The organism is Polynucleobacter sp. HIN5 (assembly GCF_030297555.1).
Taxonomy (GTDB): Bacteria; Pseudomonadota; Gammaproteobacteria; order Burkholderiales; family Burkholderiaceae; genus Polynucleobacter.
Genome location: NZ_AP028136.1, coordinates 1597455 through 1623358 on the forward strand (window position 1 = coordinate 1597455; position 25904 = coordinate 1623358).

General features: G+C 41.4%; 27 protein-coding genes. 15 read left to right on the forward strand and 12 right to left on the reverse strand.

What is annotated here, in order from left to right:
* The first annotated feature begins 48 nt into the window (after window positions 1-48).
* The 5 genes from QUE61_RS08005 to QUE61_RS08025 all read left to right on the forward strand — a co-directional run bounded on the left by QUE61_RS08005 (window position 49) and on the right by QUE61_RS08025 (window position 3860).
* A complete protein-coding gene (locus QUE61_RS08005) occupies window positions 49-1044 on the forward strand; it encodes a tyrosine-type recombinase/integrase (protein ID WP_286306709.1) in 996 nt (331 codons plus the stop codon).
* A gap of 5 nt (window positions 1045-1049) precedes the next feature.
* Window positions 1050-1253, forward strand: coding sequence for a hypothetical protein (locus QUE61_RS08010; RefSeq protein WP_286306710.1), 204 nt, complete (start codon window positions 1050-1052; stop codon window positions 1251-1253).
* A gap of 591 nt (window positions 1254-1844) precedes the next feature.
* Window positions 1845-2234, forward strand: coding sequence for a J domain-containing protein (locus QUE61_RS08015; protein ID WP_286306712.1), 390 nt, complete (start codon window positions 1845-1847; stop codon window positions 2232-2234).
* Window positions 2235-2290: 56 nt separating this feature from the next.
* Entirely contained in the window at window positions 2291-2638 is a 348-nt protein-coding gene (locus tag QUE61_RS08020) for a hypothetical protein (protein WP_286306713.1), read from the forward strand.
* 667 nt (window positions 2639-3305) lie between these two features.
* Window positions 3306-3860 carry a hypothetical protein gene (locus QUE61_RS08025; protein WP_286306714.1) on the forward strand — a complete coding sequence of 185 codons (555 nt, stop codon included), beginning with the start codon at window positions 3306-3308 and terminating at the stop codon, window positions 3858-3860.
* Window positions 3861-4856: 996 nt separating this feature from the next.
* Here the strand turns inward: QUE61_RS08025 and QUE61_RS08030 are convergent.
* From QUE61_RS08030 to QUE61_RS08040, 3 genes are read right to left on the reverse strand one after another with little or no spacing between them, the layout of a single operon-like run.
* A complete protein-coding gene (locus tag QUE61_RS08030; protein ID WP_286306715.1) occupies window positions 4857-5966 on the reverse strand; it encodes an MrcB family domain-containing protein in 1110 nt (369 codons plus the stop codon).
* Between the two features lie 14 nt (window positions 5967-5980).
* Window positions 5981-6451: a hypothetical protein gene (locus QUE61_RS08035; protein ID WP_286306716.1), complete on the reverse strand. Its 471-nt coding sequence runs from the start codon at window positions 6449-6451 to the stop codon at window positions 5981-5983.
* 11 nt (window positions 6452-6462) lie between these two features.
* The gene (locus QUE61_RS08040; protein ID WP_286306717.1) at window positions 6463-6591 is read right to left on the reverse strand and encodes a hypothetical protein; all 129 of its coding nucleotides are present in this window, start codon (window positions 6589-6591) and stop codon (window positions 6463-6465) included.
* 235 nt (window positions 6592-6826) lie between these two features.
* Here QUE61_RS08040 and QUE61_RS08045 point away from each other — a divergent pair, with 235 nt between their 5' ends.
* The 3 genes from QUE61_RS08045 to QUE61_RS08055 are packed head-to-tail and all read left to right on the forward strand — an operon-like array spanning window position 6827 to window position 7751.
* Entirely contained in the window at window positions 6827-7075 is a 249-nt protein-coding gene (locus QUE61_RS08045) for a hypothetical protein (RefSeq protein ID WP_286306718.1), read from the forward strand.
* 18 nt (window positions 7076-7093) lie between these two features.
* Window positions 7094-7279 (forward strand): hypothetical protein, encoded by a 186-nt coding sequence (locus QUE61_RS08050; protein WP_286306719.1) that lies wholly within the window; start codon window positions 7094-7096, stop codon window positions 7277-7279.
* Between the two features lie 37 nt (window positions 7280-7316).
* The gene (locus QUE61_RS08055; protein ID WP_286306720.1) at window positions 7317-7751 is read left to right on the forward strand and encodes a hypothetical protein; all 435 of its coding nucleotides are present in this window, start codon (window positions 7317-7319) and stop codon (window positions 7749-7751) included.
* A gap of 359 nt (window positions 7752-8110) precedes the next feature.
* Here the strand turns inward: QUE61_RS08055 and QUE61_RS08060 are convergent, their stop codons facing one another.
* The 4 genes from QUE61_RS08060 to QUE61_RS08075 all read right to left on the reverse strand — a co-directional run bounded on the left by QUE61_RS08060 (window position 8111) and on the right by QUE61_RS08075 (window position 11839).
* A complete protein-coding gene (locus tag QUE61_RS08060; protein ID WP_286306721.1) occupies window positions 8111-9034 on the reverse strand; it encodes a Bug family tripartite tricarboxylate transporter substrate binding protein in 924 nt (307 codons plus the stop codon).
* Between the two features lie 81 nt (window positions 9035-9115).
* Window positions 9116-10171, reverse strand: a complete 1056-nt coding sequence (locus QUE61_RS08065) for an Ldh family oxidoreductase (RefSeq protein WP_286306722.1) — start codon at window positions 10169-10171, stop codon at window positions 9116-9118.
* Window positions 10168-10911 carry a GntR family transcriptional regulator gene (locus QUE61_RS08070; protein ID WP_353506489.1) on the reverse strand — a complete coding sequence of 248 codons (744 nt, stop codon included), beginning with the start codon at window positions 10909-10911 and terminating at the stop codon, window positions 10168-10170. The genes QUE61_RS08065 and QUE61_RS08070 overlap by 4 nt, the downstream gene beginning before the upstream one ends.
* A 1-nt stretch (window position 10912) precedes the next feature.
* Window positions 10913-11839, reverse strand: a complete 927-nt coding sequence (locus tag QUE61_RS08075) for an SMP-30/gluconolactonase/LRE family protein (protein WP_286306723.1) — start codon at window positions 11837-11839, stop codon at window positions 10913-10915.
* Window positions 11840-11996: 157 nt separating this feature from the next.
* On the opposite strand from QUE61_RS08075, the gene QUE61_RS08080 reads away from it, so the two are divergent.
* Window positions 11997-12932 (forward strand): 3-hydroxyacyl-CoA dehydrogenase NAD-binding domain-containing protein, encoded by a 936-nt coding sequence (locus tag QUE61_RS08080; RefSeq protein WP_286306724.1) that lies wholly within the window; start codon window positions 11997-11999, stop codon window positions 12930-12932.
* Here the strand turns inward: QUE61_RS08080 and QUE61_RS08085 are convergent.
* The gene (locus QUE61_RS08085) at window positions 12919-14064 is read right to left on the reverse strand and encodes a mandelate racemase/muconate lactonizing enzyme family protein (RefSeq protein ID WP_286306725.1); all 1146 of its coding nucleotides are present in this window, start codon (window positions 14062-14064) and stop codon (window positions 12919-12921) included. The genes QUE61_RS08080 and QUE61_RS08085 overlap by 14 nt on opposite strands.
* 36 nt (window positions 14065-14100) lie before the next feature.
* On the opposite strand from QUE61_RS08085, the gene QUE61_RS08090 reads away from it, so the two are divergent.
* Together QUE61_RS08090 and QUE61_RS08095 are read left to right on the forward strand one after the other, a co-directional pair.
* A complete protein-coding gene (locus tag QUE61_RS08090; protein ID WP_286306726.1) occupies window positions 14101-15063 on the forward strand; it encodes a Bug family tripartite tricarboxylate transporter substrate binding protein in 963 nt (320 codons plus the stop codon).
* A gap of 24 nt (window positions 15064-15087) precedes the next feature.
* Window positions 15088-16635 carry a UxaA family hydrolase gene (locus tag QUE61_RS08095; protein WP_286306727.1) on the forward strand — a complete coding sequence of 516 codons (1548 nt, stop codon included), beginning with the start codon at window positions 15088-15090 and terminating at the stop codon, window positions 16633-16635.
* 60 nt (window positions 16636-16695) lie between these two features.
* Here QUE61_RS08095 and groL read toward each other — a convergent pair whose 3' ends face one another.
* On the reverse strand, window positions 16696-18351 hold the full coding sequence (gene groL / locus QUE61_RS08100) for a chaperonin GroEL (RefSeq protein WP_286306728.1): 1656 nt from the start codon (window positions 18349-18351) through the stop codon (window positions 16696-16698).
* Window positions 18352-18377: 26 nt separating this feature from the next.
* Window positions 18378-18668 (reverse strand): co-chaperone GroES, encoded by a 291-nt coding sequence (groES, locus tag QUE61_RS08105; protein WP_108509006.1) that lies wholly within the window; start codon window positions 18666-18668, stop codon window positions 18378-18380.
* 330 nt (window positions 18669-18998) lie between these two features.
* Here groES and QUE61_RS08110 point away from each other — a divergent pair, with 330 nt between their 5' ends.
* The 3 genes from QUE61_RS08110 to QUE61_RS08120 are packed head-to-tail and all read left to right on the forward strand — an operon-like array spanning window position 18999 to window position 22842.
* Window positions 18999-19835: a diguanylate phosphodiesterase gene (locus QUE61_RS08110; protein ID WP_286306729.1), complete on the forward strand. Its 837-nt coding sequence runs from the start codon at window positions 18999-19001 to the stop codon at window positions 19833-19835.
* Between the two features lie 23 nt (window positions 19836-19858).
* Window positions 19859-20482 (forward strand): response regulator transcription factor, encoded by a 624-nt coding sequence (locus tag QUE61_RS08115; protein WP_108509008.1) that lies wholly within the window; start codon window positions 19859-19861, stop codon window positions 20480-20482.
* A 17-nt stretch (window positions 20483-20499) separates the two neighbouring features.
* A complete protein-coding gene (locus QUE61_RS08120) occupies window positions 20500-22842 on the forward strand; it encodes a response regulator (protein ID WP_286306730.1) in 2343 nt (780 codons plus the stop codon).
* A 44-nt stretch (window positions 22843-22886) separates the two neighbouring features.
* On the opposite strand, the gene QUE61_RS08125 is transcribed toward QUE61_RS08120, so the two are convergent.
* A complete protein-coding gene (locus QUE61_RS08125; protein WP_286306731.1) occupies window positions 22887-23165 on the reverse strand; it encodes an HU family DNA-binding protein in 279 nt (92 codons plus the stop codon).
* 143 nt (window positions 23166-23308) lie between these two features.
* Between QUE61_RS08125 and dacB the strand changes: the two genes are divergently transcribed.
* Window positions 23309-24877, forward strand: coding sequence for a D-alanyl-D-alanine carboxypeptidase/D-alanyl-D-alanine endopeptidase (gene dacB / locus QUE61_RS08130; RefSeq protein ID WP_286306732.1), 1569 nt, complete (start codon window positions 23309-23311; stop codon window positions 24875-24877).
* On the opposite strand, the gene QUE61_RS08135 is transcribed toward dacB, so the two are convergent.
* The gene (locus QUE61_RS08135; protein ID WP_286306733.1) at window positions 24823-25899 is read right to left on the reverse strand and encodes an L-threonylcarbamoyladenylate synthase; all 1077 of its coding nucleotides are present in this window, start codon (window positions 25897-25899) and stop codon (window positions 24823-24825) included. The two genes, dacB and QUE61_RS08135, sit on opposite strands and share 55 nt — an antisense overlap.
* Window positions 25900-25904 lie beyond the last annotated feature (5 nt).

Genomic DNA, 25904 nt, shown 5'->3' on the forward strand with positions numbered 1-25904 from the left:
GGAGATTTAAAAGGGCTTGTCCAATTCCTGTCCAACTGGAGAGGAAAAATGGCATCGATTCGTAACCGTAACGGTAAATGGCAAGCCCGAATCACCCGCAAAGGACAACAAGCAGTCGCTAAGTCCTTCTCAAATAAACAAGATGCAGAAAAATGGGCAAGGCAGCTCGAATCCGAAATGGATAAGGGTTGCTATACCAATTTAGTTTTGGCTGAGCGTACCCTGTTTAGCGAAGTCATCGAACGATACATCCAAGAGGTAACTCTCAAAACTCGCAGCATGCGAGAGGATACATATCGCCTAAAAGCTCTGGCAAGGCATCCAATTGCCAAACAATCGATGGCAAATCTAACGCCGATGAAAGTAGCGGAATATCGAGATGAACGACTAAAGATAGTCTGTAATGGTACGGTTATTCGGGAGCTGAGTTACTTCTCTTCCATCATTAATCACGCCAGAAGGGAATGGGGCATCAATATTAATAATCCTATCCCGCTAGTAAAAAAGCCGCCCAGCACCAAGGGAAGAAGTCGCATCCTAACGAATGAAGAGCTAAGCAGGCTATATGAAGCCCTGAAACCGAGAGTTAAAAATGCAAATCACTGGATTCTCCCAATAGTTAAATTAGCCCTTGCTACTGCGATGAGGCGTGGGGAACTATTGGCTTTGAAATGGACTGATATTGACCTCAATAAGAAAACTGCATATGTCCCTATAACAAAGAATGGTGATAGCAGAACTGTCCCGCTGTCTTCCGAAGCAGTTGAAATATTAAAAGATCTCCCAAGAAATATTAATGGGAAAGTCTTTCAAATTACTAACTGCACCCTCTCAGCAGCGATTGAAAGAGCAAGAACTAAAGCAAATATTAATGACTTTCATTTTCACGACTTACGCCATATGGCAATAACCAGTCTTGCCGAGAAACTACCTAACTTAATTGAGCTGTCTTCAGTAACGGGTCATCGAAGCCTTGCGATGCTTAAACGCTATTACCATCCAAGAGCTGAGGATATTGCAAGAAAGTTAGATAAGATTGCCTAAATGAAATGATTACCGTAAAGCATAACTCAGAAATCCACAAGTTTGAAACCCTCGATCAAGCCATGTCTTGGGCGAAAGAATTGGGTGAATTTGTCAGAATTGAGTTTGATGGAATGGAGGCTGTCGGGAAATTTGGTGCAGATGGCATTCTAGACGGCAAGTTTCCAAATGGTGAAACCTATACATGGAAGAAGCGTAGAAGGCGGTAGCTTAGCTAATCGCCCTCAACAGTGCTAATCTAGACCATCAACAATAACTAAGTAAAGGATAAATTCATGGAAATTACTAACGTAACGCTTGGACTCATATTCTCAGGCGTCGGAATAGCTACATTACTGATCATCATTTTTGGCAGCCGTGGATCAAACGACAAGGATCATTAAGCTCTATGAGTGATGTTGAAATTCTTGGAAGACCTCTTTATCGCCCTGTTAAACATAAGCTAAAGGATGATCAAAAGCATTTAGATCAACTCCAATCCAGAGAATCAAAGAAAACTCTACTTGACTCCGAAATTGAGTATGTAAGAGACGAAAAGGACTGGTGGTGGTGCGAGGATGTATGAGGGAGTTGCAGAAGAAAACCAAGATTCCTAAAAAGACCTTGACTGAGCTGCTAAGTGACCAATCAGTGATTACTGGTCGTGAAGTAGTGCAACGCATCAAAGATAAAGAGAGGCTAAGCAAGCAGTTTAAAGAGGCAGTTGAATTTGAGTTAAGGAACAGTCGGGGCAGGAAATAAAGTATTGACATTGCTGTTCTAAATCTGTTACACAGGGATTTTTACTGTACAAAAGACCTATGAAGGACTATTACTCAATTTTAGGAGTTAGTAAAGAAGCTGATGAGGTCGTAATTCGTGCTGCATATAAGGCTTTGGCTCAGAAATATCATCCCGACAAGGCATCTCCTGAATTAAAAGCCAAATATACGGAATTAATGAAAGAAATTAATGAGGCTTACTCAATTTTAGGTAGCTCAATCAAAAAAGATGAAAACTATTTCGAACCAAAAAAGTATGAGAATTATGAATTTGAGAAAGAAAAGGCCACAAAAGAACACGGTCATACACATCAATACTCAAGCCAGCGCAAAAAAGAACTTCCAGATTGGGTAATTAACCTCATCTTGTTTTCTGTGTCCATATTTTGTTATTACTTAATCTTTAAATTCATCATACTTAAAGACTGAGGCTATTGACTTTCCATATTTAAATTTGCTATAGGTGAACCTAACAGGAGGTTCATATGTCCGATATACCCAGTCAGTTTGCAATAAATCCAGATAAATCAAATGGTTGCTATTCATTCCCCAAGCCTGAGCCTTTAGACCCAATAACGGCTTCCCTTAAAGAATCAGCGTTTTTCCCTGATATTCAAGCCTATGTGACTTTAGACGCAAGAGTTCGCAAAAGCGGTGACTTCTGGGTTGATATGGGAACTATGTTCGGGTCTAGAAACTCGGGAATGGATATATCAATCGGCAAATATTCAAACATCAACGAAACGCTTGATTACCTTAGGAAACTCCAAAAAGTAACGGATGATTTGATACGCTTTATTGTCTATAACAACCTTAGGAAATCAGAAGATTAATCAACATACTTTAGGAGTGCAGCATGCGTTCAATTCTGCTCAGCTTTCTTATTCTCGGATCAGCCAACCTATTAGCACAGGGATATCCATCATCGAATTTCAATGATTCACCACTTAATTTCAATAACTCACCGTTGAATTTCGATAATTCTCCGTTGAATTTCAAGAACTCTCCATTGAACTTTGATAATTCCCCGTTGAATTTCAACTCGAACAATGGGATTTATGACAATCGAGGAAACCGAATCGGATATGAGACTACCTCTCCCAGCGGGGTAACGAACTTCTTTGACAACAGCGGCAATAGGACGGGGTATTCGCCATCAAGAAGATAGATTAGTAAATATCTTAAAAGCTATTGGCTTAATTGAAATCTTCTAATAGCTAAATTAGTCATATAAGCTCGTTCAAAATACTAACTACCGCTTTGTCTACTGTTGTAAAAAGATAACTCATTGCATGAATAACTTGACAAAGTTGAAGATGCCTAATAAATTATTAATGTGCTAGAAACTGGCACACACCTGCTGCTACAGGTTGAGGTTATGCAATGCCCTTAAGGGCAACCAACATAGGCGAACACATCAGGGTAATGACCTGACTACAGATTCCTAGCGTAGGCCGTTCATAGTTTTCTTTGTGAACCCATTACGACCTAGGAATCCAAATGACTAATAATCATCCTTATCTATACATCTGTAAGCCATCACCCTCTTTCGCATTTTTACATCTTATCGACCTTAGTAAACCTCGAATTAAGAATATTGTTGAAATAATCGATGATGTTCAATACTTTGACGCAATTGGAATTCAGAGCAATTACAAGAATCCATTTAAAGCTAATTTCATACGAAATGCTGAAAACAGCTCTGACAGCCTTAGCTCCGGGGCAATCAAATCCCATGATCGCCCAATTAGATTCTCAAACAAAGAACTTTTGGAATTCTTAGAGCCTAGAAAAGGTAGAGGAAAAGACAATAGACCGAGGAAAATCCACCAAAACAGTCTGAATAACTTAAAAAAGAATCCTGATTGGACATGCGAATCAAGACCATCCAAACCCAAGAAGATTTCTGATGAATTAGTTGATGAAGCAATTCAATTGAAATCTCAAGGCATGTCTTGGAGAAAGATTGGCGACAGATTGCAGCTGAACTTCCAGTCTGTTAGAACTGCGATCAATAGAAGAAATAGCGAATCCGGTATCGGGAGTCAACAATGAGAGCGCAAATTAAGGAGCTAAATACTCGCATTAATTCCAAACTAATATGCTTTGATGGCTCCGACATACTAGTGATGGAGCATCCAATATATCAAGGCTATTATTGCGATCCTCATGGCGAAATATATTCATCCAAGAGACGAATATTTAAGAAGCTAAAACAGTGTAAGCAAAAGTCAGGTTATATGAAAACTACGCTTACAGTTAACGGGAAATTAATCTCATGTTGGAGTCACATTTTAATTGCCGACACTTGGCTCGAACCATCAGATTCTGATAGGTATGGAAATGCCCGTAATCAAGTGAATCATATTAATGGGATTAAATCTGATAATCGGATTTGTAATCTTGAGCGAAACAGCGCAAAAGAGAATGCACTTCATCACAAGAATATTGCTCCTCTTTTTTCAAAACTTAGGAAAAGCAAATAGGGAAATCTGGGGATGAGTCTTTTCCCCGGAATTTCTTTAGAAAGTCAGGCAAAAAACACACCTAAAAACGACTAATTAAGGGGTAAGTATGCAAAGGTATGTTCATGTCGAATTGTGTTTAATTTCGACAATTACCGATGTATGTGACGACAAAGCACCCTAATGTAAATTAAAGCTACCCTCCCCTATATAGACTATATAGTCTATGAAGATGCTTTTAACTAAGTAGTAATAATTTATATAGAAATCATTCCTATATAGACATATACATAGAGATATAACTTAGTATTAACTATAAAGACGACATAAACATCAACTATGTTGTCTTTATAGTTTTATTCAATGTATAAATAATAAGAATAATTACTACTTAGATAACTTAGCCTATAAAGGCTACATAAAACTATAAGATTGATGTTGTCTTTATAGTAGTTGCAAAACTAAGTTTTTACAGCAAGAGACAAATGTGATGAATTGTCGATAAAAATCAGGCTAAAAACATAGGCATATTTAAGGAGTTAATACCTCAGCATCATCTGCTATGTTCATGTCGAATTGCTATTTTCTAATCAGTTTCTTCAACCGTTACTTTGTATATTTTTAGTAAGTCACTAAGGGAAATATCAATACCCTTTTTAATTAATAAATCATGTCTCATAGAATAAACAACTTCAATTAATTTAGACTTTTCGTTAAAAGTTCCATGATGAACTAGACGATGACAGTTGGGACACAGGGCAACGATATTGGCAACAATATCCAAACTATTTTCATACTTTCCTTGCTCAGACATTGGGATAAGATGATGAGCCTCTACATACATCTTCCCTGTTAATCCAGAAATGAAACTTTGGTGTGAAATGTTGTACTCACAATTAAAATTCGAGTTCTTTAGAGCTTTTTTTGACTTTTTAATATCTCTTTTGTATTTGACCCCTACAACCGATGGCAATGGAGATGGCTTTTTCTCCGGTCCCATACTCTCTTCCTGATTGGTCTCTTCTTCAGTTATCAGCTCTTCTTCTAGCTCTTTTTGAAATTCTGAATCAGTCAACGCCTGAAGCGACATCAAGTTTGGTCCTGCCAAATTAAATAATTCTTGATAGGCATTAAGAAGTTTTTTATAGTCCTCTGCGAATTTCTCTTCAGTTGGTAAAGAGGATGCTGGATAAACGAAACTAGCTATTGCTCCCAACTCATATCCCTTTGAATTTGCTGTTTCTGCTTTTAGATCAATTGGTCCATATGTTGCCCCCGCAATTGGCTCTAAATATGCTCTTGCCTTTTCAGCAGTCTCTTTAATCTTTTTAAGAGCGAGACTATGTTTTTTAAATTCCTCTGTAAACGCCTTGTAACCCTGATTCAAAGAAAGTACACAACTTTGCATGTCTTTCGCAAAAAGGAGAACAATATCAAAACCATTTTGAGCTGATGTTGTGATTCTGGTGTCAAAAGTAGCAACCCAAGGTGTATGGGTCATTCCAGTATTGCCATATGAGCCTTGAAACTTATATCGGTCAACTGGAAATTGCGAAGATCGTACTATCGACTCAAAAAAACTTGGAATACCTACTTTTAGAGCAAGTTGTGAGGACGAATTTATATTCTTTGCAACCCTATTATTTAAGTTATAGGTTACTAGGTAATCATCAAAAACATCTTTAATTAATTTCATTCCATGTCCATTTACTAATACCTAAATAGCCTGAGAAATTCCTCGGAATTTTGTAAATGATTCCATGCTTCTTCAGCTTTTTTAAATCTTTCTTCTTTGTAATTATGAAATTGATCTGCTGGCGCCAATAAGACCTCTTTCATTTCATCATCGTCAAGTATTAAAGACGCCTTGATGTAAGAAAACTTTGCCATTTCATAAACTAATTCTTTTTGTTCATCTTCGATATCTTTATAAATATTCAAAGAGACAATCGCTGCAACCAAAACATCTAACTTTTTAATTTCTATTTCAGACTCAATTAATATTCCTAATTCTGCATAAGATGCGCTTTGCTTACACAAGTCAACAAACTCATAACATAATGAAACTGCACCACCCTTTCTTTTTCTGAGTTGCTTCGCTATGGCTTGCATTCTTTCAATTGATTTCTGCTCGACACTTTTTTTTGAATCATTTGAAAAGATTTGTTTAAGGAAGTTCATTTAATTATCAATTATCTAATTTGATCAAAAATCCAGCCAATGACAAAAAAGGCTGCTGCAGTCACAACAGTAATTCCTGTAAACGGTGCAAGGATTAAAGAAACTATTCCGCAGAAATACATTAGCGTTGCTAAGCTCATTTAATACTTCCTTTTTTTCTTATGTTAGCCTAATACTTATGAAATCTAAAGCTATAGCCTTTTTCGCTACTATCCTTATATCTACAGGGTTATTTGCTCAGGGGAAACCCGTAAAAATGAGTAATTCTGGCATTTGTCATGCCCCAAATACGACATACTATGATCAAACAAAGAATTTCACACCTTACAAGACTTTGGATGAATGTTTAAAGGCTGGCGGGAGGATGCCTAAGAAATGAAGAAATTATATTTACTGTTGTCATTGCTATTTCTATTAGTTGGTTGTACAACCTCTCAAGAAATTAAAAGGGTTGATGGCGAAAGCGAGTTTTTAATTGGCTGTGGAGCTGCAACTGGTTGGAATATTTGTTATCAAAAAGCTAATGAAATATGTCCTAATGGCTATAGAACTATTTCCGAAGTTGGAGGTTTTAATCGTAAAGAGCTTAGAGTTTCATGCCCCAAAAGTAATACAAATAAGTAAAAGCGATGTACATCAAAGATGACGGGAGTAAAGATCGAGCTACTTATTGAGTTTACTGTCATTCTTCTCGCCCCGATTATTCATACTTACTATCTGTGGAAATACAAGAAAGTTGAGAAGAAAGAGCTAATTAAGAATGTCAAGATCTTTGCTGGTTTTTATGCTGTATTAGGATTGGTTGTCTTTATATTAATATTTAAGTAACCAAATACTCCGAGACTGGCAAAAGGGTGGCAAAGAGTTGAAGTCCTTAATTAATTTACTTACCTTTGCACTGTTTTTTCTAAGCACTAATTTAGGCGCCCAGACAACGCTTAATTGCATTGTTGAATTAACTTCACTTGAGAGTAGAGTTATTCCTCTTTTTGGCTTTGAAGGAACAAAAACATTTAATGTAAATGTTACAGTACTACAAGACAATCGAATTCAGATATCCGGTCTTGGACAAATTGATGCTGTGTATCCTCCAACAAAGATATCCGATAGTGGGATTAACTTTTCGGGATTATTAAAGTTCCCCAACCCAAATACAAGGTCTTACTACGGGGACAAAATTATTTCTGGATCACTAAATAGATTTAATGGCTCTTTTGATATTTACACACCCGCTGACAATCTGGGATTTATAACTTTTTCCGGAAAGGGATTTTGCTCAAAAGCAAGTAGACTTTTCTAAAGCAGTTTTTGTAAGGGGAAGCGGTATCCATAAATAAGATTTCAACATCTTACCCTACCCCCCCTATCAGGCGAGATAGGACAGGAGTTCTGTCCATTTTCTGTCCATTTCTTGTCCAATTAAATCCAAATTAGTGGTTAAATATAGACTTGATAAACAATCTAAGGGAATTGACGAAAACCTATAAATCGCCCTAGAAGCCTTATAAAAAGACAACGAACTCTTCTACATGGACAAAACCATGATGGTCTTTGGTGATGCTAAGAAGGTGGTTGAGGATATGGTCAAGGCGGTGGATTGATCATTATTACTTATTAAAAACGGGGCATATGCCCCGTTTTTTTATTGGAAGATAAAAACTAATTTAATTGAATTTTTGCTTTTTCAATCACAGCTTTCCAACGTGAAATATCAAAGTTATATAGCTCAGTGAATTGTTGAGTATTCATAGGGGCAATCTGAACTCCGGCCTTGATAAATCGCTCTTTCACCTCCGGTGTTTCTAACATTTTCAAAATAGTAGAGTTAAGAGTTGATATGACCTCCTTTGGGGTACCTGCAGGTACGAACACGCCTTGCCATAAGGTCATTTCATAGCCCTTTACCCCTGCTTCTTGCAATGTCGGTAGCTCGGGAGCACCAGAAAATCGATTCTTACTTGTTACAGCAAGCGCCCTGACTTTGTCACCCTTATAAAGAGGTAACCCCACGGGCATCCCTGCAAAATAGAAATCAATTTGACCCCCAATTAGATCTGTTACTGCTGGAGATCCTCCCTTATAGGGCACATGGATTGCACGTAAGCCAGTGCTTGATAAAAATAATTCTCCAGCCATATGATCTGAATTTCCCATGCCGGAGGACGCAAAACTCATTTTTCCAGGATTGGCCTTAAGCAAATCAATCAAGTCGGCGACACTTTTTGCCTTAGAACTATTGTTAACAATGAGAATATGGGGAGTGGCCGCCACACCCACCACTGGAACTAAATCCTTCTGCCCATTAAAGGGTAATTTTGGATTTGCTGCAACATTGATAGCTAAACCATTTTGCGCAAATAAGATTGTATATCCGTCAGGCGCACTTTTTGCAACCACATCAGCAGCAATTGTTCCCGCCGCCCCGCCACGATTTTCAACAACAACTGGTTGCTTGAGTGCGTTACTTAAATCATTCGCAATAATTCTGCCAACAATATCGGTAGCACTACCAGGCGCGAATCCAATCATCATCTTGATTGGCTTATCTGGATAGGCCGCGATGGCTTGCCCAATCACCAACATTGAAATTAATCCAACAATATTTTGTATACGACCTAATCTAATCCAATTCACTTTTAGTCTCCTTAGCTTATAAACTACTTATTAATTACCATTATTTATTGGTGAAACACCCACCTCTGCTGCACAAACATTTAATGCGAGTAATAATTCTTTAGAGATTGGAACTCCGTGCTCCATTCTTTTTTTCATTAATTGACTAGCCCCCTCACCTGGAATTCGAATTTCATTAACTCCAGGTAATTTGTTTGAACTCTTAATATCCTTAACTACAGTTGATACACGCTGAATAAATTCCTCCCGATTGCCAAATACGCTTGGATCAAGAGCTATTAAGGCCTGTCCAGTATTTGTAACCAAATCATGATGTACATTGAAATTAATAGTGTCTTTTCCAACAGCCGCTCCATTAAGTGATCCTGCGAGAAGGCTAATCATTAAAGCTAGCCCATAACCCTTATGACCACCAATTGGTAAAAGCGATCCATTTTCAGCATCTGCCGGATTGGTTAATGAATTTCCACCCTTATCAATCATCCAGCCATCTGGAAGCAATTCTCCTTTTTGTGCTGCTAACTTAACCTTACCGTATGCCGCAACTGTTGTGGCGATATCTAGTAAAACAATAGGGTTTGCCGGCACTGCAATGGCAATTGGATTTGTAGAAAGTAATAAATCTATACCTCCCCAAGGAGCCATGTGGTTGGCATTTCCAACTGCCATATAAATTCCAACCAACCCTACTTCAGCCAACATGCGAACATAAACAGATGCTGCGCCCGAATGATTACCATGATGACTTCCGATCCAACAAACACCATATTCTTTTGCTTTTTCAATCGCCTTTTCAACTGCTTTTGCCATTACTAAATGCCCCATGGCATTATCACCATTTAACAAACCAGTTGCGCCATGCTCTCTATCAAAGCGAATTTTTGGATGCAAATTAATTCCACCAGCTTTTATTCGCTTTATATATGAAGGCAATCGAAAAATTCCATGCCCATCTGCGCCAGCCAAATCAGACTGGATCATGAGTTTGGCAACCAACTCAGCGTCTACCTCAGGCATCCCAACAGCAACGAAATTTTTTTTAATAAATAATTCTGCCTGAGATACGGAAATTAAAATACTGGTCATGCACTCTCTCCATTTCGACCGCCTTTGAATACCATACTGTAGGTATACAAATTTTGAGGATGGTGAGTAATGGTTGACTCAAATAATTCATCATCAGCGTTGTAATATCGACGAACAATGACTAGACATGGGTCCCTTGCCTTAATTTTTAAGTGCTTTGCTTTATCGGCTGTAACGCTGGTTGCATATACGTCTACCTCGGCTCGATCTATTTTGGTTCCATATTTATTTTCAATCTGCTCAAAAACCATGGAATGTGAGTGATCTGGATCGCTTGTTAACGATGCAAATTGTGGAAGAATGTAAATATCAGTCCAAGCGATAATCTGATTAGATCCCTTTTGCTTTCTAACTCCGCCAATGTGATACCAGGATGAGCCTATTGGAGCTCCCACAAGCTTACTTTGGAATTGATCAAGCTCAATGAATTCCTCAACCAAATTCGTGCGATATGTATCACTAGGGTATCGCAATATATCAACAGGAGAATTAAAGCTTTGTGTAAATTTTCTAGGAATATTTCTAGAAATCACTTGAGTTGGCGCACCCTGACGCCTGAGGATTAACCCGCTTGACTCTATCGTTTGCAGTGCATGACGCAAAGTATGTCGACTCGCATTAAAAGTCCTACATAAGACAGTTTCGGAGGGTAAGTTTGAGCCAACAGGCCAAATACCCTCGCGGATTCGCTGGGATAACAAAGCTGCCAAAGATTGGTATAAAGGCGTGCGACTTTTCAAATTAGCTTAGGCCAAATAATTTTTTTCCTGCAATAGGCAATCTAGCTTTCAAAATATCACCGGATAGAGACTCAGTAATATATAAATCTTTACCGTCCTCACCGCCAAAACAAAGGTTTGCCAAATGGTGGTGATGGGGATTTTCGGAATAGATTAGGTGTGTTGGCAACATATTGCTATCAAAGCGCCATATTCCAATACCCAGATGACAAACAAGTAATCCATTTTCAGAGTCCATCTCGATTCCATCCGGCCCAGCAACACCTCCCGTTAACTGAACAGCTACTCCAGTTTTTGAAATGGAACCGTCTGCCATTAATGGTAAGCGCCAAATTTGCTGCGATCGCGTGGCGGCAACAAATACATGTTTTTCTTGTGTATTTAGAGTAATCCCGTTTGGGCTAGGAATATTAAGTACTAATCGATCTAGTTGCCCATTTGCACGTAATCGAAATACCCTTCCAGAGGGGTCAGCAATCCCCGTTTGCCCTTGATCGGTAAAGTACAAATCGCCATTAGCAGCAAAATGTAAATCATTTAAACCTTTGAATGCCTCACTAAACATTGAGCCTAAGACCGTTTCCAACTGACCGGTTTTGGGATCCATAACCAGAAGGCCTTTTTTATAGTCGCATATGAATGCACGACCATCTTTATGAAACTTCAAACCATTGGGCCATCCATCATATTGCGTAATTAGCTCCCAATCTCCCTTAGGGGTAATTCTAAAAATTCTGCCAAATGGAATATCCACAAACCATAAATTTCCTTCTCGATCAAAGGATGGCCCTTCAAGAAAACATTCAACTTCAGAATTTTGTCGATTTGGATCAGACCAGCTAGTGCGAGATTTCTTGCGAAATTTTGCCGGCATCGACATAAATACTTCGGTTTTTATCTTTTCTACAGGCTGAAATGGGTTGTGCATCGACATTTAATTACTCCTAGTCATAGTTATACGTACAAGTTTAAATTATAAGATTCACCTTATATGCCATATTTAATCATAATTAATGATAAGCTAATGATAAAGGTAGGTCATATATAAGAAAGATTTATAACTTGTACGTATAAGAGGAATTTAAATGAAGTCTGTAGTTGTAATTGGTACCGGCACAATGGCCTCTGGAATCGCGGCGGGGTTTATCTCGCAAGGCATTCCGATTGTTATTCTTGGCAGAAGCAAAGAAAAGGCCGAATTCTGCCTAAATAAGTCGATGGAGCTTGCTAAAAAACTTGGTTTTTGCCGGGAATACGCCAATAAACAATTTGATGAAATTAAAAAGCTTCAGATTGCTCACAATTTCGAAAACTGGGATAACTGGGATGAGGCCCAATGGATCATTGAAACGATATCTGAAAACCTAATCCTCAAGCAAGAATTGTTTAGAAAACTTGATCAAATAGTGCCGATTGACATTCCAATCGGCAGTAATAGCTCTGGATTTCCAATTACCAAAATCAGTGCTGGGCTTACTACAGCAAACAGAATGCTTGGAGCCCACTACTTCATGCCTGCAGAAATTGTTCCTCTGGTTGAGATTGTGCTCGGAGAAAAATCAGATGAGAAATTCGCGCATCAGATAATGGAGTTATACCGTAGCATTGAAAAAAGACCGGTTCTAGTTAAAAAAGATATCCCTGGATTTTTAGCTAATCGCATACAACACGCATTAATGCGTGAAGCCCTCTTTTTAGTAGAAACTGGGATTGCAAGCCCGGCTGATATTGATGATGCAGTGCGGTTTAGTTTTGGATTTCGATACGCTGCTGTTGGTCCAATGACACAAAAAGAAATTTCAGGGTGGGATGGGATGGCAAATGCTGCAAAAGAAATTTACCCGTCATTAACAAATACCAGCACCCTTTCGAAAAAGTTACAAAAATTAATGGATGAAGGGAAAACGGGAATGAAAGCGGGGGAAGGTTTTAAGAAATGGACCAAGGAAGAGATTCAGGAAGTTACAGACTCTTATGGGAAGAGGCTTAAAGCTGCATTTGACGTCCTCAACATGAAATGATTGAATACCCCTTGACTAAGGAAGCGCCTAATATCTCGTCCTCAGGAGCAATCCCTATTCCCAGTGGAATTAATTGCTCAATATTAAGAAATCCTTGATTGGCCTTCAATGGTTGTTCGCACACATCAAACCTGAGATATTGATTTGACATGCTAAAGCCCCAAGGAATATTTCCCATAGCAAAGCCGAGAGCGGCAGTTGCCGCAGCGCTTATTGATGTTTCAGCCACTTTGCAGGCTAGATTAACTTTTAACCCATTTTTTTCTAATAATTGTGCACATTCCATGCTCTCAATTAGTCCGCCCGTCTTAATTAGCTTTAAGCTTGCTCCATCAAAGCTTTTTAGCTCAATAAATCGCTCGATTTCATTAACACCATGGATTGACTCATCTAGCCCAATCGGTATCTTGGATTGTTTTTTTAGCTCTCGAAATTCACATACTGAAGATTTAGCTGAAATCAGCTGTTCAGCAAATGCAAGCAATTTAGTTTTATCAGATGTACAGAATCTAACTGCATTATCTAAATTCATAGCGCCATTAGCGTCGACCGAGACAACATCGCCCTGCAATACTGAGCACAATGCCTCAACCCGGTCAATATCACTTTCTATGGGAAGAAGCCCGACCTTAATTTTCCAATGTCGATACCCTTCTTTTCGAAGGATTGCGGCATCTGCAAGCTCTTTTTCTGGACTCCCTCCTATCATCCGAAGAATCGGTAGCATGGGGGGATTTTCTAAACTAGGCTTATCAAATAATTCCCGAAGATATTTCCATAAAGGTATTTCTTTATGTTTTGTATGTAAATCCAGTAGTGCCATTTGTAAGCACGATTTAACTGATGAGTTTCCATACAAAACGCGATTAAATAATTCGTTGAACTCGCACGGGTTCTTCCAGTCTAAATCTCGCACTCTTAACAGTAAATATCGAAGATTACCCAATAAGCTGTCCAAAGTTTCGCCTGTCATAAGAGGCGCGACTGAAGCCTCCCCCCAGCCGATAAAGCCACTGTCGTCGATAAGACGCAAGACTACTGTTTTTGCTTCGTTAATTGTCTCCCCAGACATTTTGATAGGGTCAATCAACGGAATTGATAAGGGGTATATCTGTGCTTGAACAATTTTCATCAGTATATTTATTAAATCATAAAAAAAGGAGATGTTATGCGTAAATTTATTCTTGCATTATCTGCGATTGGGGTGTTTTTATCACCTATTTCACAAGCTCAAACTTATCCAAATCAACCTATTAAATTAATTATTCCTTTTGCTGCAGGAGGACCATCGGATGTTTTAGCAAGAGGCTTTAGTCAAAAATTGGGAGAATCGCTTGGTCAGCCAATCATTATTGATAACAAACCAGGAGCAGGAACCAATCTGGCTGCAGACTTTGTAGCAAAGTCAAAAGCAGATGGCTACACATTATTTTTGATGATGGTTGGCACTCAGGCAATTAATGAATCTCTCTACAAAAAACTTAATTACAATACTATTAAAGATTTTGCACCGATATCGTTAGTTGCTTCATCATCACTGATGTTAGTAGCAAATCCTAGTGTGCCAGCTAAAAATGTTACCGAGTTAATTTCTTATGCAAAGGCAAATCCAGGTAAGGTTAACTTTGGATCCTCTGGTACTGGAACACCTTTACATTTAGGGGGTGAATTATTTAATGTTCAAGCTGGCATTAACCTAGTACATGTCCCTTATAAAGGTGCAGCGCCAGCCCTTACAGATGTTCTGGGTGGCCAAATCCAGACGGCAATGGTGGGGACTCCAGCCGCTTTACCTTATGTAAAAAGCGGAAAACTTACAGCGATCGGCGTTACCAGCTTGAAGCGGTCATCAAATGCTCCTGAAATTCCAGCAATTTCGGAAACGCTTCCTAAATTTGAAGTTGAACTTGTTTATGCCATGGTAGCCCCTGCTGGCACTCCGAAAGATATCGTCAATAAGTTAAATTCAAGTTTGATTTCGGTATTAAACAATCCTGAAATTAAGTCTCAACTTAACTCAAAAGGATTTGACGTTATTACTAGTACACCAGATCAACTAGGCGATTACATAAAATCTGAAATTGCCAAATGGGCGCCGATTGTTAAGAAGTCTGGTGCTACAGCTGATTAATTTAGAGATTATTAGGATTGCACCATGATTGAACTCTCAAATAAAAGGGTGATTGGGCCCGTTATTCGACTTCACCCAAGTGACAACGTCGTTGTTGCGAGAATTGATGCCTCAATTGGCATGAGCGTTCCTGATGAACAATTTACTATTCGCAGTCAAGTACCTGCGGGTTATAAAATTGCGGCTCGTAAGATATCTAAGGGCGAACCTATTCTTAAATACAACGTAATTGTCGGGTTCGCAGCTTCGGATATCGAGGCTGGTTCAATGGTGCACTCACATAATACTGAGTTTAAAGAGTTTGATAGAGACTATGCTCATGCAAGTGCATACAAGCCGGTTGACTTTATTCCAGATGGAGAAAGAGCAACTTTTAAAGGAATCGTCCGAGAAGATGGAAAAGTTGGTACCCGAAATTACATTGGCATCCTCTCTACAGTAAATTGCTCGGCTACAGTTGTTAAAAAGATTGCAGAGTACTTCACCCCGGAGAAGCTGGCCGAATATCCAAATGTAGATGGTGTGGTTGCGTTTTCTCACTCCATTGGATGCGGCATGGAAATGACTGGCGAACCAATGCAACTGTTGAGAAGAACCATGGCTGGTTATGCGCGACATCCAAACCTTGCGGCAGCTCTAATCATTGGTCTAGGCTGTGAACGCAATCAACTAAAAGGTCTCTTGGAGCAAGAAGGTCTAAATCCAAACTCGCGTTTACATACGCTCATCATGCAAGAGACTGGCGGGACTCGAAAAACGATTGAGGCAGGAATCTCAGCGGTCAAAGATCTACTTCCGGTAGCGAATTTATCTACACGATCAGCCGTTTCAGCAAGTCATTTATGTGTTGGCTTGCAGTGTGGCGGCTCTGATGGATTCTCGTCCATTACTGCAAATCCTGCTTTGGGCGCTGCAGTTGATATTTTAGTTAGACATGGAGGCACTGGAATTCTTTCAGAAACACCCGAAATATATGGGGTTGAGCATACGTTAACACGTAGAGCAGTATCAAAAGAAGTTGGTGAAAAACTAATTGAACGTATTCGTTGGTGGAAAGATGAGTACTCAGTTAATCGAGATGTCCAAATTAATGGCAATGTCAGTCCAGGCAACCAAATTGGTGGGTTAGCTAATATTTTTGAAAAATCTCTTGGATCTTCTATGAAAGGTGGAACGGGCCCGTTAATGAACGTTTATAAATATGCTGAGCCCGTCATTACCAAAGGTTTTGTTTTTATGGATACACCAGGTTTTGATCCCGTTTCAGCAACAGGTCAAATAGCTGGCGGGGCAAATCTAATTGCCTTTACAACTGGAAGAGGTTCTATGTTTGGATCCAAGCCAGCGCCTTGCATCAAGTTGGCGACTAACTCACCTATGTTCAACCGTCTGGAAGAGGATATGGATATCAATTGTGGCGAAATTTTAGATGGCAATATTTCGGTACAAGAAATGGGGCAACAAATTTTCCAGCTATTCCTTAAGATTGCCTCTGGCGAAAAAACAAAGAGCGAGAAACTAGGATTAGGTGACCATGAATTCGTGCCCTGGCAAATTGGAATCATGAGTTAACTGCTCCTCAGATTAAAAAGGGCAGCCTTGGCTGCCCTTTGTTTTGGACCGAAATCTGAATTACATCATTCCATCCATACCACCCATACCGCCCATACCACCCATACCGCCTGGCATACCGCCGCCAGCTGCTTCCTCTTTTGGAGACTCTGCAATTGCGCAGTCAGTGGTTAGCAATAGTGCAGCAACCGATGCAGCGTTTACTAACGCGGTTTTAGTTACCTTGGTTGGGTCAATCACACCTTGAGCAACTAAGTCACCATACTCGCCCGTGGCAGCGTTGTAACCATGATTACCTTTACCGGCTGCAACTGAATTCACCACTACGCTAGCTTCGTCACCCGCATTGGAAACGATGATACGCAGTGGCTCTTCCATCGCACGCAACACGATGCTGATACCAGCATTTTGATCGGGATTGTCGCCCTTGAGACCAGCAATGCCCTGCTTCGCACGAATCAGTGCTACGCCGCCGCCAGGAACAATCCCCTCTTCAACGGCAGCACGAGTTGCATGCAATGCATCATCAACACGCGCTTTCTTCTCTTTCATTTCTACTTCAGTTGCGGCACCGACGCGGATCACAGCAACACCACCAGCCAACTTAGCAACACGCTCTTGTAATTTCTCACGGTCATAGTCGCTGGTAGCCTCATCGATCTGAACGCGAATATTTTTAACGCGGGCTTCGATCGATTTCGCATCCCCTGCACCATCAATGATGGTGGTGTTCTCTTTGCCAATCTCAACACGCTTGGCTTGTCCAAGATGCTCAAGAGTGGTCTTCTCGAGGGTCAGACCAACTTCCTCAGCAATCACTTGGCCACCGGTCAAGATTGCAATATCTTCCAACATGGCTTTGCGACGATCACCAAAACCAGGAGCCTTCACGGCACAGGTCTTTAAGATGCCACGAATGTTGTTCACTACTAAGGTTGCCAAGGCTTCGCCTTCAACATCTTCAGCAACAATCATCAATGGACGACCTGACTTAGCAACTTGCTCGAGAACTGGCAAAAGATCACGGATATTGCTGATCTTCTTATCAAACAAGAGAATATAAGGGCTCTCTAGTACAGCGGTTTGCTTCTCAGGCTGATTAATAAAGTATGGGGACAAGTAGCCGCGGTCAAACTGCATACCCTCTACTACTTCTAACTCGTCTTCAAGAGACTTACCATCTTCAACGGTAATCACACCCTCTTTGCCAACCTTTTCCATCGCTTCAGCGATACGCTTACCAATGCTCTCGTCGCTATTGGCTGAAATCGAACCAACTTGTGCAATTTCTTTGGTGGTAGTGCAAGGCTTGCTGATTTTTTTGAGCTCTTCAATCGCGGCGGTTACGGCTTTATCGATACCCCGCTTGAGATCCATTGGATTATGGCCAGCAACTACATACTTCATACCTTCACGTACGATCGACTGAGCCAATACGGTTGCAGTTGTTGTACCGTCACCTGCGATATCAGCGGTCTTGGAAGCAACTTCCTTAACCATCTGAGCGCCCATGTTCTGGAGCTTGTCTTTGAGCTCGATTTCTTTAGCCACTGAAACGCCGTCTTTGGTGATGGTTGGGCCGCCAAATGAGCGCTCGATCACCACATTACGACCCTTGGGTCCAAGGGTTACTTTGACTGCATTTGCGAGGATGTTGACACCCTCAACCATCTTGACGCGGGCGTTATCGCCAAACACTACATCTTTTGCTGCCATGATTAAATTCCTTTCTAGTTGCCTAATTACTTCTGAACAACGGCCATGATGTCTTCTTCACGCATGACAAGAAGCTCGTCGCCATCAACTTTTACGGTTTGACCCGCATACTTTCCAAATAGAACGCGATCGCCAACTTTGACATCGGGGGCATTTAATTTGCCACTGTCATCCCGCTTGCCGGGGCCAACGGCCAATACCTCGCCCTGATCAGGCTTTTCTGCTGCGTTATCTGGAATCACGATTCCAGAGGCGGTTTTTGTTTCTTGATCTAAGCGCTTAATAATCACGCGATCGTGTAAAGGACGTAAATTCATTCCCTCTCCTATGTTAGTAAGTATTAACTAATAAAATATACTGCCTCATTATCTCTGCACATTGCGCTAAATGTTTGATTTATATAAATATTTTCAATTAAATGAAATAATTTATAATCGCTATTAGCACTCTCGTGTAGTGAGTGCTGATTATATAGGTCTTCATTCGCTGTTTTCAAGAGCCTGCCCGCTCAACCCCAAAATGGGTTTTGGATGATGCATACCATCGTCGGGCAGCCGTAGGAAATTTCTTACACATAAATCATCTTTATGCCCTTACTTAAAACAGTTGGCATGCATAGACTCGTTGATATTCAATTGGAGAAAAGCATGAGCCCTAAATCACGGCTTTATAACTTGGTGATGGCATGGAAGAACAAGCCCTTCCGTGAATTGCGTGACATTGAACAGCCATATTGGGAAAGCCCGAGAGATCAAGAACAATTTACTGATCGTCTCCCAAGAAACTCCGTTGATGAATTCACATATCGGGGGATTGATTTTGAACCAATCTTCAATCGCTCGGGAAGCGCCCTTAAGGGGGTTTTATTTCGGCCCCTATTAACAGCCAGATCATCCGAGGTATTGCGCCTCTGCATGGAAGGAATTGATGCTATTCATTACTGGCAATGCAGCAATCGCATCATCCCTCTCATTCTTCCAATCAATGTATCTGATCTAAAGATTGCATCATGTGTTGATGGACTATGCGATCTGATCTTAAATTCAAGGCTACCCATTGGCCTGATTAATATCGGCTTTACACATCATCAAGAGATCGATAACGAATTAATTTCGGCCATCACAAAGCTAAGGCGCTTGGGAGTGTTATTTCATGCTCTTCAGTTTGATGGAAATCCCAATACCATCAAATTAATTAGCCAATTTCAGTTTGAGGCTGTTCATTTTGATGTGTCGCACATCCGCGAGACGAACTCGTCGACTGGCGCGCAACTGATTGACCAAATCCACTTATTTAAGAAGTGGTCTTGCAAAACCTATTTCAGTAACGTAACTTTTGTCCGTGATAACGAACTTGCTTATCAACTCGGTATCGATTATTGCTATGGCAGCCTCATGCTCTCACCCGTAAATCGGCATCAAATTATTCATATTCAAGATAGTCGAATTGGTAAGGCACTTTTTTCTATTCAAACATCAAAATAACTTTAACCACAAGGAGACCTGTAATGCGTAATAAAGTGATGTTGATTGATGATCATCCCGCCATGTTGATGGCACTGAAATCCATGCTGTTAAACCAAGTGCCGTTTGAAGTGGTGGCCCAAGCCCAAAGCGGCGAAGAGTGCCTCAGTGTTTTAAAAAATGTCCAACCCGACATTGTGATTCTTGATTTGGATATGCCCAAAACCGATGGCTTTGATGTCATCCGAAAAATTGGAATCTCTTACCCCAACATTCGGATCCTAATCCTATCGAGCCTCGACGAGCAAGTGTATGGAGGACGAGTACGCTCTTTAGGTGCCCATGGCTTTGTGAACAAAACAGCTAGCGCCAATATTATTTTGGCAGCTTGCGTTGCCGTTTCACAAGGTTACACCTTCTTTTCAACAGGACGCAATGGCCATGCAGCCCTATCCGATAGCGAAAAGATGGCGTCTATTTCTGACCGAGAATTACAAGTCATGAAATACCTGGGTAAAGGAAAATCCAATGCAGAAATATCGGACCACCTCAATATCAGCAGCAAAACGGTTGCAACTTACAAGCATCGTTTATTTGATAAGTTAGGGATTTCCAATATCGCTGATCTAGTTCTGTTTTGCCGTAATAACCACATTATTGAAGGCTAAGATTGGGGCGAAGCGCGATGCATTCTTTGTTAGGGTGGCTATTCGGTCTAAGCATCGCGCTTTGCTTCCAATGCGCTCACGCCCAAGGAGGCTTTCCCCAATTTACCCAAGCAGAACAAGAATGGATCAAAGCCCATCCAATCGTTCAATTTAGCATTCATGAGAAGTATCGCCCCTACTGGGATGGCGGCATTTATCCCAAACTACTATCAAAGTTAAAAGATTGTTCAGGCCTCGAATTTTCACCAAAGTGGCGCAGCTCTGATGAGGCTGGCATTCATCAAATTCGTAATGGCGAAGTAAGCCTTGTGATTGATCCCAATCGGCAACTAGAATCAGCAGTTCTTGGCCGACTTACAGAACCAATTTTTTGGGGACACGATGTGATGATAGCAATGCAATCTAACATCACATCCTCAACGAACCCCAGGATTGAAAAGACCATCTTTTTTGATCGTGGCTATGACTTCTCGGAGCCAATAAAAGAAGCGCGCCTTATCAATTCACCAGAATTGATCGCTCAACAGTTATTGGCTGGGGAGGCGCACTTTGCAGTGATGCCACTACGCATGGCGATGCATCTTAGCGAACAACTCAATCTTCAAAAAATACAAATTCGGCCTTTAGGCCACCAACCATTTGCTTATCGCTGGCTGATTGCAGAGCAAGATCGCATCCTAAACTCAATTGTTCAAAAATCACTACATGAAGCGGATCCTTTTTTCATGGGTGAACTATTAGCGATGCCATCCTTAACATCCAATCGATCGGGGTATCGATCAAACTGGCTCTGGTTTGGTATTGCTAGCTCTTTTGCATTCATTGCATTTCTGGTTGGCCACCATATTTGGCAACGTAAGAGGCAATTCCGAACAGAATCCGACCTATTAAGCATTGCTCAAGAAGCAAAAGATGCCAGTGATGCTAAATCTGCATTTTTGGCAACGGTTAGCCATGAAATTCGTACACCGATGAATGCGGTCATTGGTGCTCAGGAACTGTTACTAAAAAATAGTTCATTAAATCAGCATCAACGCGAGTTATTGCAAAGTGCCCACGTGTCGGCGGCTTCGTTATTAGGAATGCTCAATCAAGTACTCGACATGGCAAAAATTGAAGCGGGTAAATTTACCGTTGAGCATGAGCCAGTCGATTTAAAGCAAATTCTTTCTGAAATTAATCAAACTTTCTTTGGATATGCCAAGAATAAAGGGCTTCATCTAGCGAGCTTTATTGATCCGAATATTGCCGATGTATTACTGCTTGATCCCTTGCGTATTCGTCAAATTCTTCACAATCTCCTGAGTAATGCGATTAAATTTACCGAGCACGGCCTCGTATTTTTTGAAGTTCGGATATTGGCCAATGACCATGCAGGCCAATTGTTGGAGTTTCGGGTGATTGACCAAGGCATTGGAATGACGAAAGAGGACATTGAGCGGGTACAGATGCCCTTTGAGCAAGCTCGTTCCCACCTGTCAACGAACAGCGAGTCTGGCTCGGGCACTGGGCTTGGACTGAGCATTACCAATCATCTCATTGGATTAATGCAGAGCCAATTGATCATAGAGAGCGCACCCAATTTGGGAACGAGTATTCATTTTGTCGTGGCGTTTTCTAGAACCTGTCACCCGATTGAAAACGTGCAACGCTCCCAGAATTTATCAGGCCACCCTTTGCTTAAAAATCGTCGTGCGCTGATTGTTGAGGATCATCCAGCTAGCCGACATATCCTTTATTTGCAATTGCAAACTCTTGGTATTCAAGTTGATCAGTGCGCCAATGCTACCGAAGCGCTCGAATGTCTGCATGAGGATTCCTATGACATGATCCTCACAGATCACTCAATGCCTGGAATGCATGGTACGGATTTAGCTCGCACCATTCGATCGATGGGTTATCACGATATTGTGATTATTGGTATTACAGCGGATATTTATGCTCAGACCTCGCAGGACAAACTGATGCAATCAGGTATGAATGGCGTTCTGATTAAACCAATCCGCTTAGAGTGCCTTGAGTCTGCACTATTAAAACATTTACATCAACGTCCCACCAGAACACCGATTAACCTATCAGACGCGTCTCTACCAATGAATCACTTGATTCTGGAGGAGATATATAAAGTTCAACTCGAATCACTGCAGTTGCTTCAAGAGAAGGTTGATCGTAGCTCACTAATGAGCTTGATTCATAAAATCAAAGGGGGAGCATTACTCAGTGAAGATCAATTACTTTATGACCAATGCGTTCATTTAGAAAAATCAGAGGCTGAGCTATCGGTACTTCTGCAATCCTTCCAAGAAAGTCTTACTGCTAGCAATCATCGCCTAGACAAACAGATCAACGCGCCTCGATAATCCAAACAAGCTCATCCGTTGATCTAGGTCTTTTAGCATCAGGGTTAGCGTTTATTCACTGCGTCTTTAAAGGACTTGCCAGCAGAAAATTTGACCGTCTTAGAGGCTGCAATCTTGATTGGTTCGCCGGTCTTTGGGTTACGCCCCATTCGGGCTGCGCGTGAACCCAAGGAAAAGCTTCCAAAGCCCACCAATTGCATCGTATTTCCTTTGGCAACGCTCGCCTTGATCGCATCGAGAGCTAAATTAAGAACCTCCTCTGCTTTGGTTTTACTTAAATCCGCTCCATCTGCAATCACATCCACTAAGTCTGCTTTTGTCATGATCAATTTCCTTTAATTGGGTGTTATTTGTCGAGAAGCGGATTGCCATGAATTGGCTAAACTGGATCTCCACGTTTATCCTAGCAAAGATATGTAGAAAATCTGTAAATACTTTTAGACAAAGTAAAAAAATAATGGGATTTATGAACTTTAGTCGGCTAAGTCGTATTTTTTTAACTCGGGATCTAGGGTTAGTACTAGCACTTTTTTGCCTCACCCCATTATTTGGTCATAGTGCTGCAGCGCAATCATCACTGCCCATGGGCATTGAACAGGCCATTAAACGCAGTGGGATCCCAAAAGATTCGATCAGCATTGCGGTCAGCGAAATCCCCTCGTCAGCCAATCCAAAACCCGAGTCCCGCACGATCTTGAACTGGCGGGATGAAGTGGCCATGAACCCAGCCTCGACTATTAAATTACTCACCACCTTGGTTGCCCTCGATATTTTGGGGCCAAAGTACCGATGGAAAACCGAACTTCTCACCGATGGTGCGATCAAAAATGGAACCTTAAAAGGAAACATCTATTTTGTAGGCCATGGCGATCCCAAATGGATTCCGGAGGAGCTTGATCGTTTAACGAAACAATTGCGTGCTCTTGGTATCCAACGCATTGATGGCAATTTAGTCTTTGACCGAAGCGCGTATGCCAAGCAAGTGATGGAAGAGGTCACGATTGATGGCGAAACCTTACGTGCCTATAACGTTCCACCAGATCCGTTGTTGTATGCCTTTCGCACCCTCTCCTTTCAAATTAATCCAAATAAAAATGGTGATGGCTTTCAGATTAGTTATACCCCGAAGTTAGCCCGCCTTTCGATCCAAAATGATATTTTGATGAGCTCGGCTCCATGCGATGGGGCAAAGCGTAATCTCCGCCTTGAGATGGTTCCCAACCCATTGGAGCTTGCAAGTTCCCAAGTAAAGAATAAATCGGCAATCCAGTGGCAAGCTATTTTTACTGGCGAGCTAGCTCAGAACTGTCAAGGCGTTACATTCAATGTTGTCAAGTTTGATCCCGATACCTTTTTAACCCTGGGATTTACAGCGGCGTGGGAAGAAGCGGGGGGGCTTTGGGTTCGACCACCTCGCGGCCAAGCTGGATCGGTTCCTGTGTATGCCCGCCCCCTATTAAGTGTTGAAGGTTTAAGCCTTTTGGAGGCTGCGAAAGATATTAATAAGTTCTCAAACAATGTAATGGCCCGACAGGTTTTTTTGACGCTCGCCCTTGAAAAAATTGGTAAGCCTGCTGATATTGAATCGGCCAAAGGTGTGGTGCAAGCTTGGCTGAACCAGCGCGGATTGGATTTTCCGGAGCTCGTGATTGAGAATGGTTCGGGCCTATCCCGTAACGAAGCCATCTCCGCACGAAATCTGAATAGCCTCTTGATTTCGGCCCAAAACTTACCAATCGCTGAGACCTTTACCGCTACCTTACCGGCCGCAGGATCCGAGGGAACCATGCGAAATCGCTTGATTACTCAACTGCGTAAATTTTTACACCTCAAGAAAAAACCAGAGGCCCGCATCAAAACAGGCTCTCTAAACAATGTGCGCACTATCTCTGGCTATGTCTTCAGTAAATCGGGTCGAATCTATGCGGTAACCTCGTTCATCAATGACCCCAAAGCCAATCGAGGGCAAGAGGTGCATGATCAACTGCTCACGTGGTTGCTAGAGGACGGTCCAGATCCAAAAGATGCGCGCTGAAGCCGATCGCGTACCGCATCCCACGCCTCGGTCTTTGGGAGGCTTGGGATAAAAATGGCTTGGTATTGGCCTTGATCAAGATCTCTTAAGAGGCGATAGAGTTGCTTTGCAAGTAATGTGGGATCCATCGCAAGCGCTATAAACGTTAGATGATTCAAATAGGCTTTGAGTAGAGCCTCATGGTGTGAATGCTCTTGTTCCCAAACAAGCACAGCAAATTTAGCTTCAGGTGCTTCACGAATCAAGGAATCGAGTTGCGATGCAATGCCAGATTCTGAATAGAGATAGAGTGCAGTATGGGGGGCGTAGTGAGCCAAATGAGTACCTGATACTCGGGGCTGACTCGCTGCACTTCTGCCACTCACCACATCAATTCCGGTGCTTGCCCTAATCATGGATGGACTAATTGATCCTGGACGAAGTAATTGAGGCGGTCCTTCGCCAGAGACATCCAAAATGGTTGACTCAATTCCATGCTCACAAGACCCGCCATCTAAAATCAATAGATCTGGATTATTTGGAAACTCAGCAGCAACGTCGCCAGCCGACGTTGGTGAGATGCGCCCATAACGATTAGCAGATGGTGCGGCAATACCGCCCCCAAAACGACGCAATAGCTCTTGGGTTAGTGGGTGAGCCGGTGAACGGATGGCCACGGTAGCCTGTCCTCCAGTTACAGAATCCAAAACCGATTTACTTTTTTCAAAGACCAAAGTTAGAGGTCCGGGCCAAAAGTGCTTGATCAAAATAAGTGCGCTCTCCGGAATGTGCCGAGTCCAGGGGCTTAAGATGGTTAGCCACTCTTTTTCAAGGTCTTCGCTGTTAGTCGGTGGCGCCTGAACATGAACAATCAAGGGGTGATTGGTGGGCCTGCCCTTGAGTTGGTAAATTTTTTGGATTGCATCACGATTAGTCGCATCAGCACCTAAACCATATACGGTCTCAGTAGGGATGGCTACGAGCTTCCCGGTCCGAATTGCATCAAGAGCACAATCGATTAAGGACGAATTCGGCTTGGTCATTACCA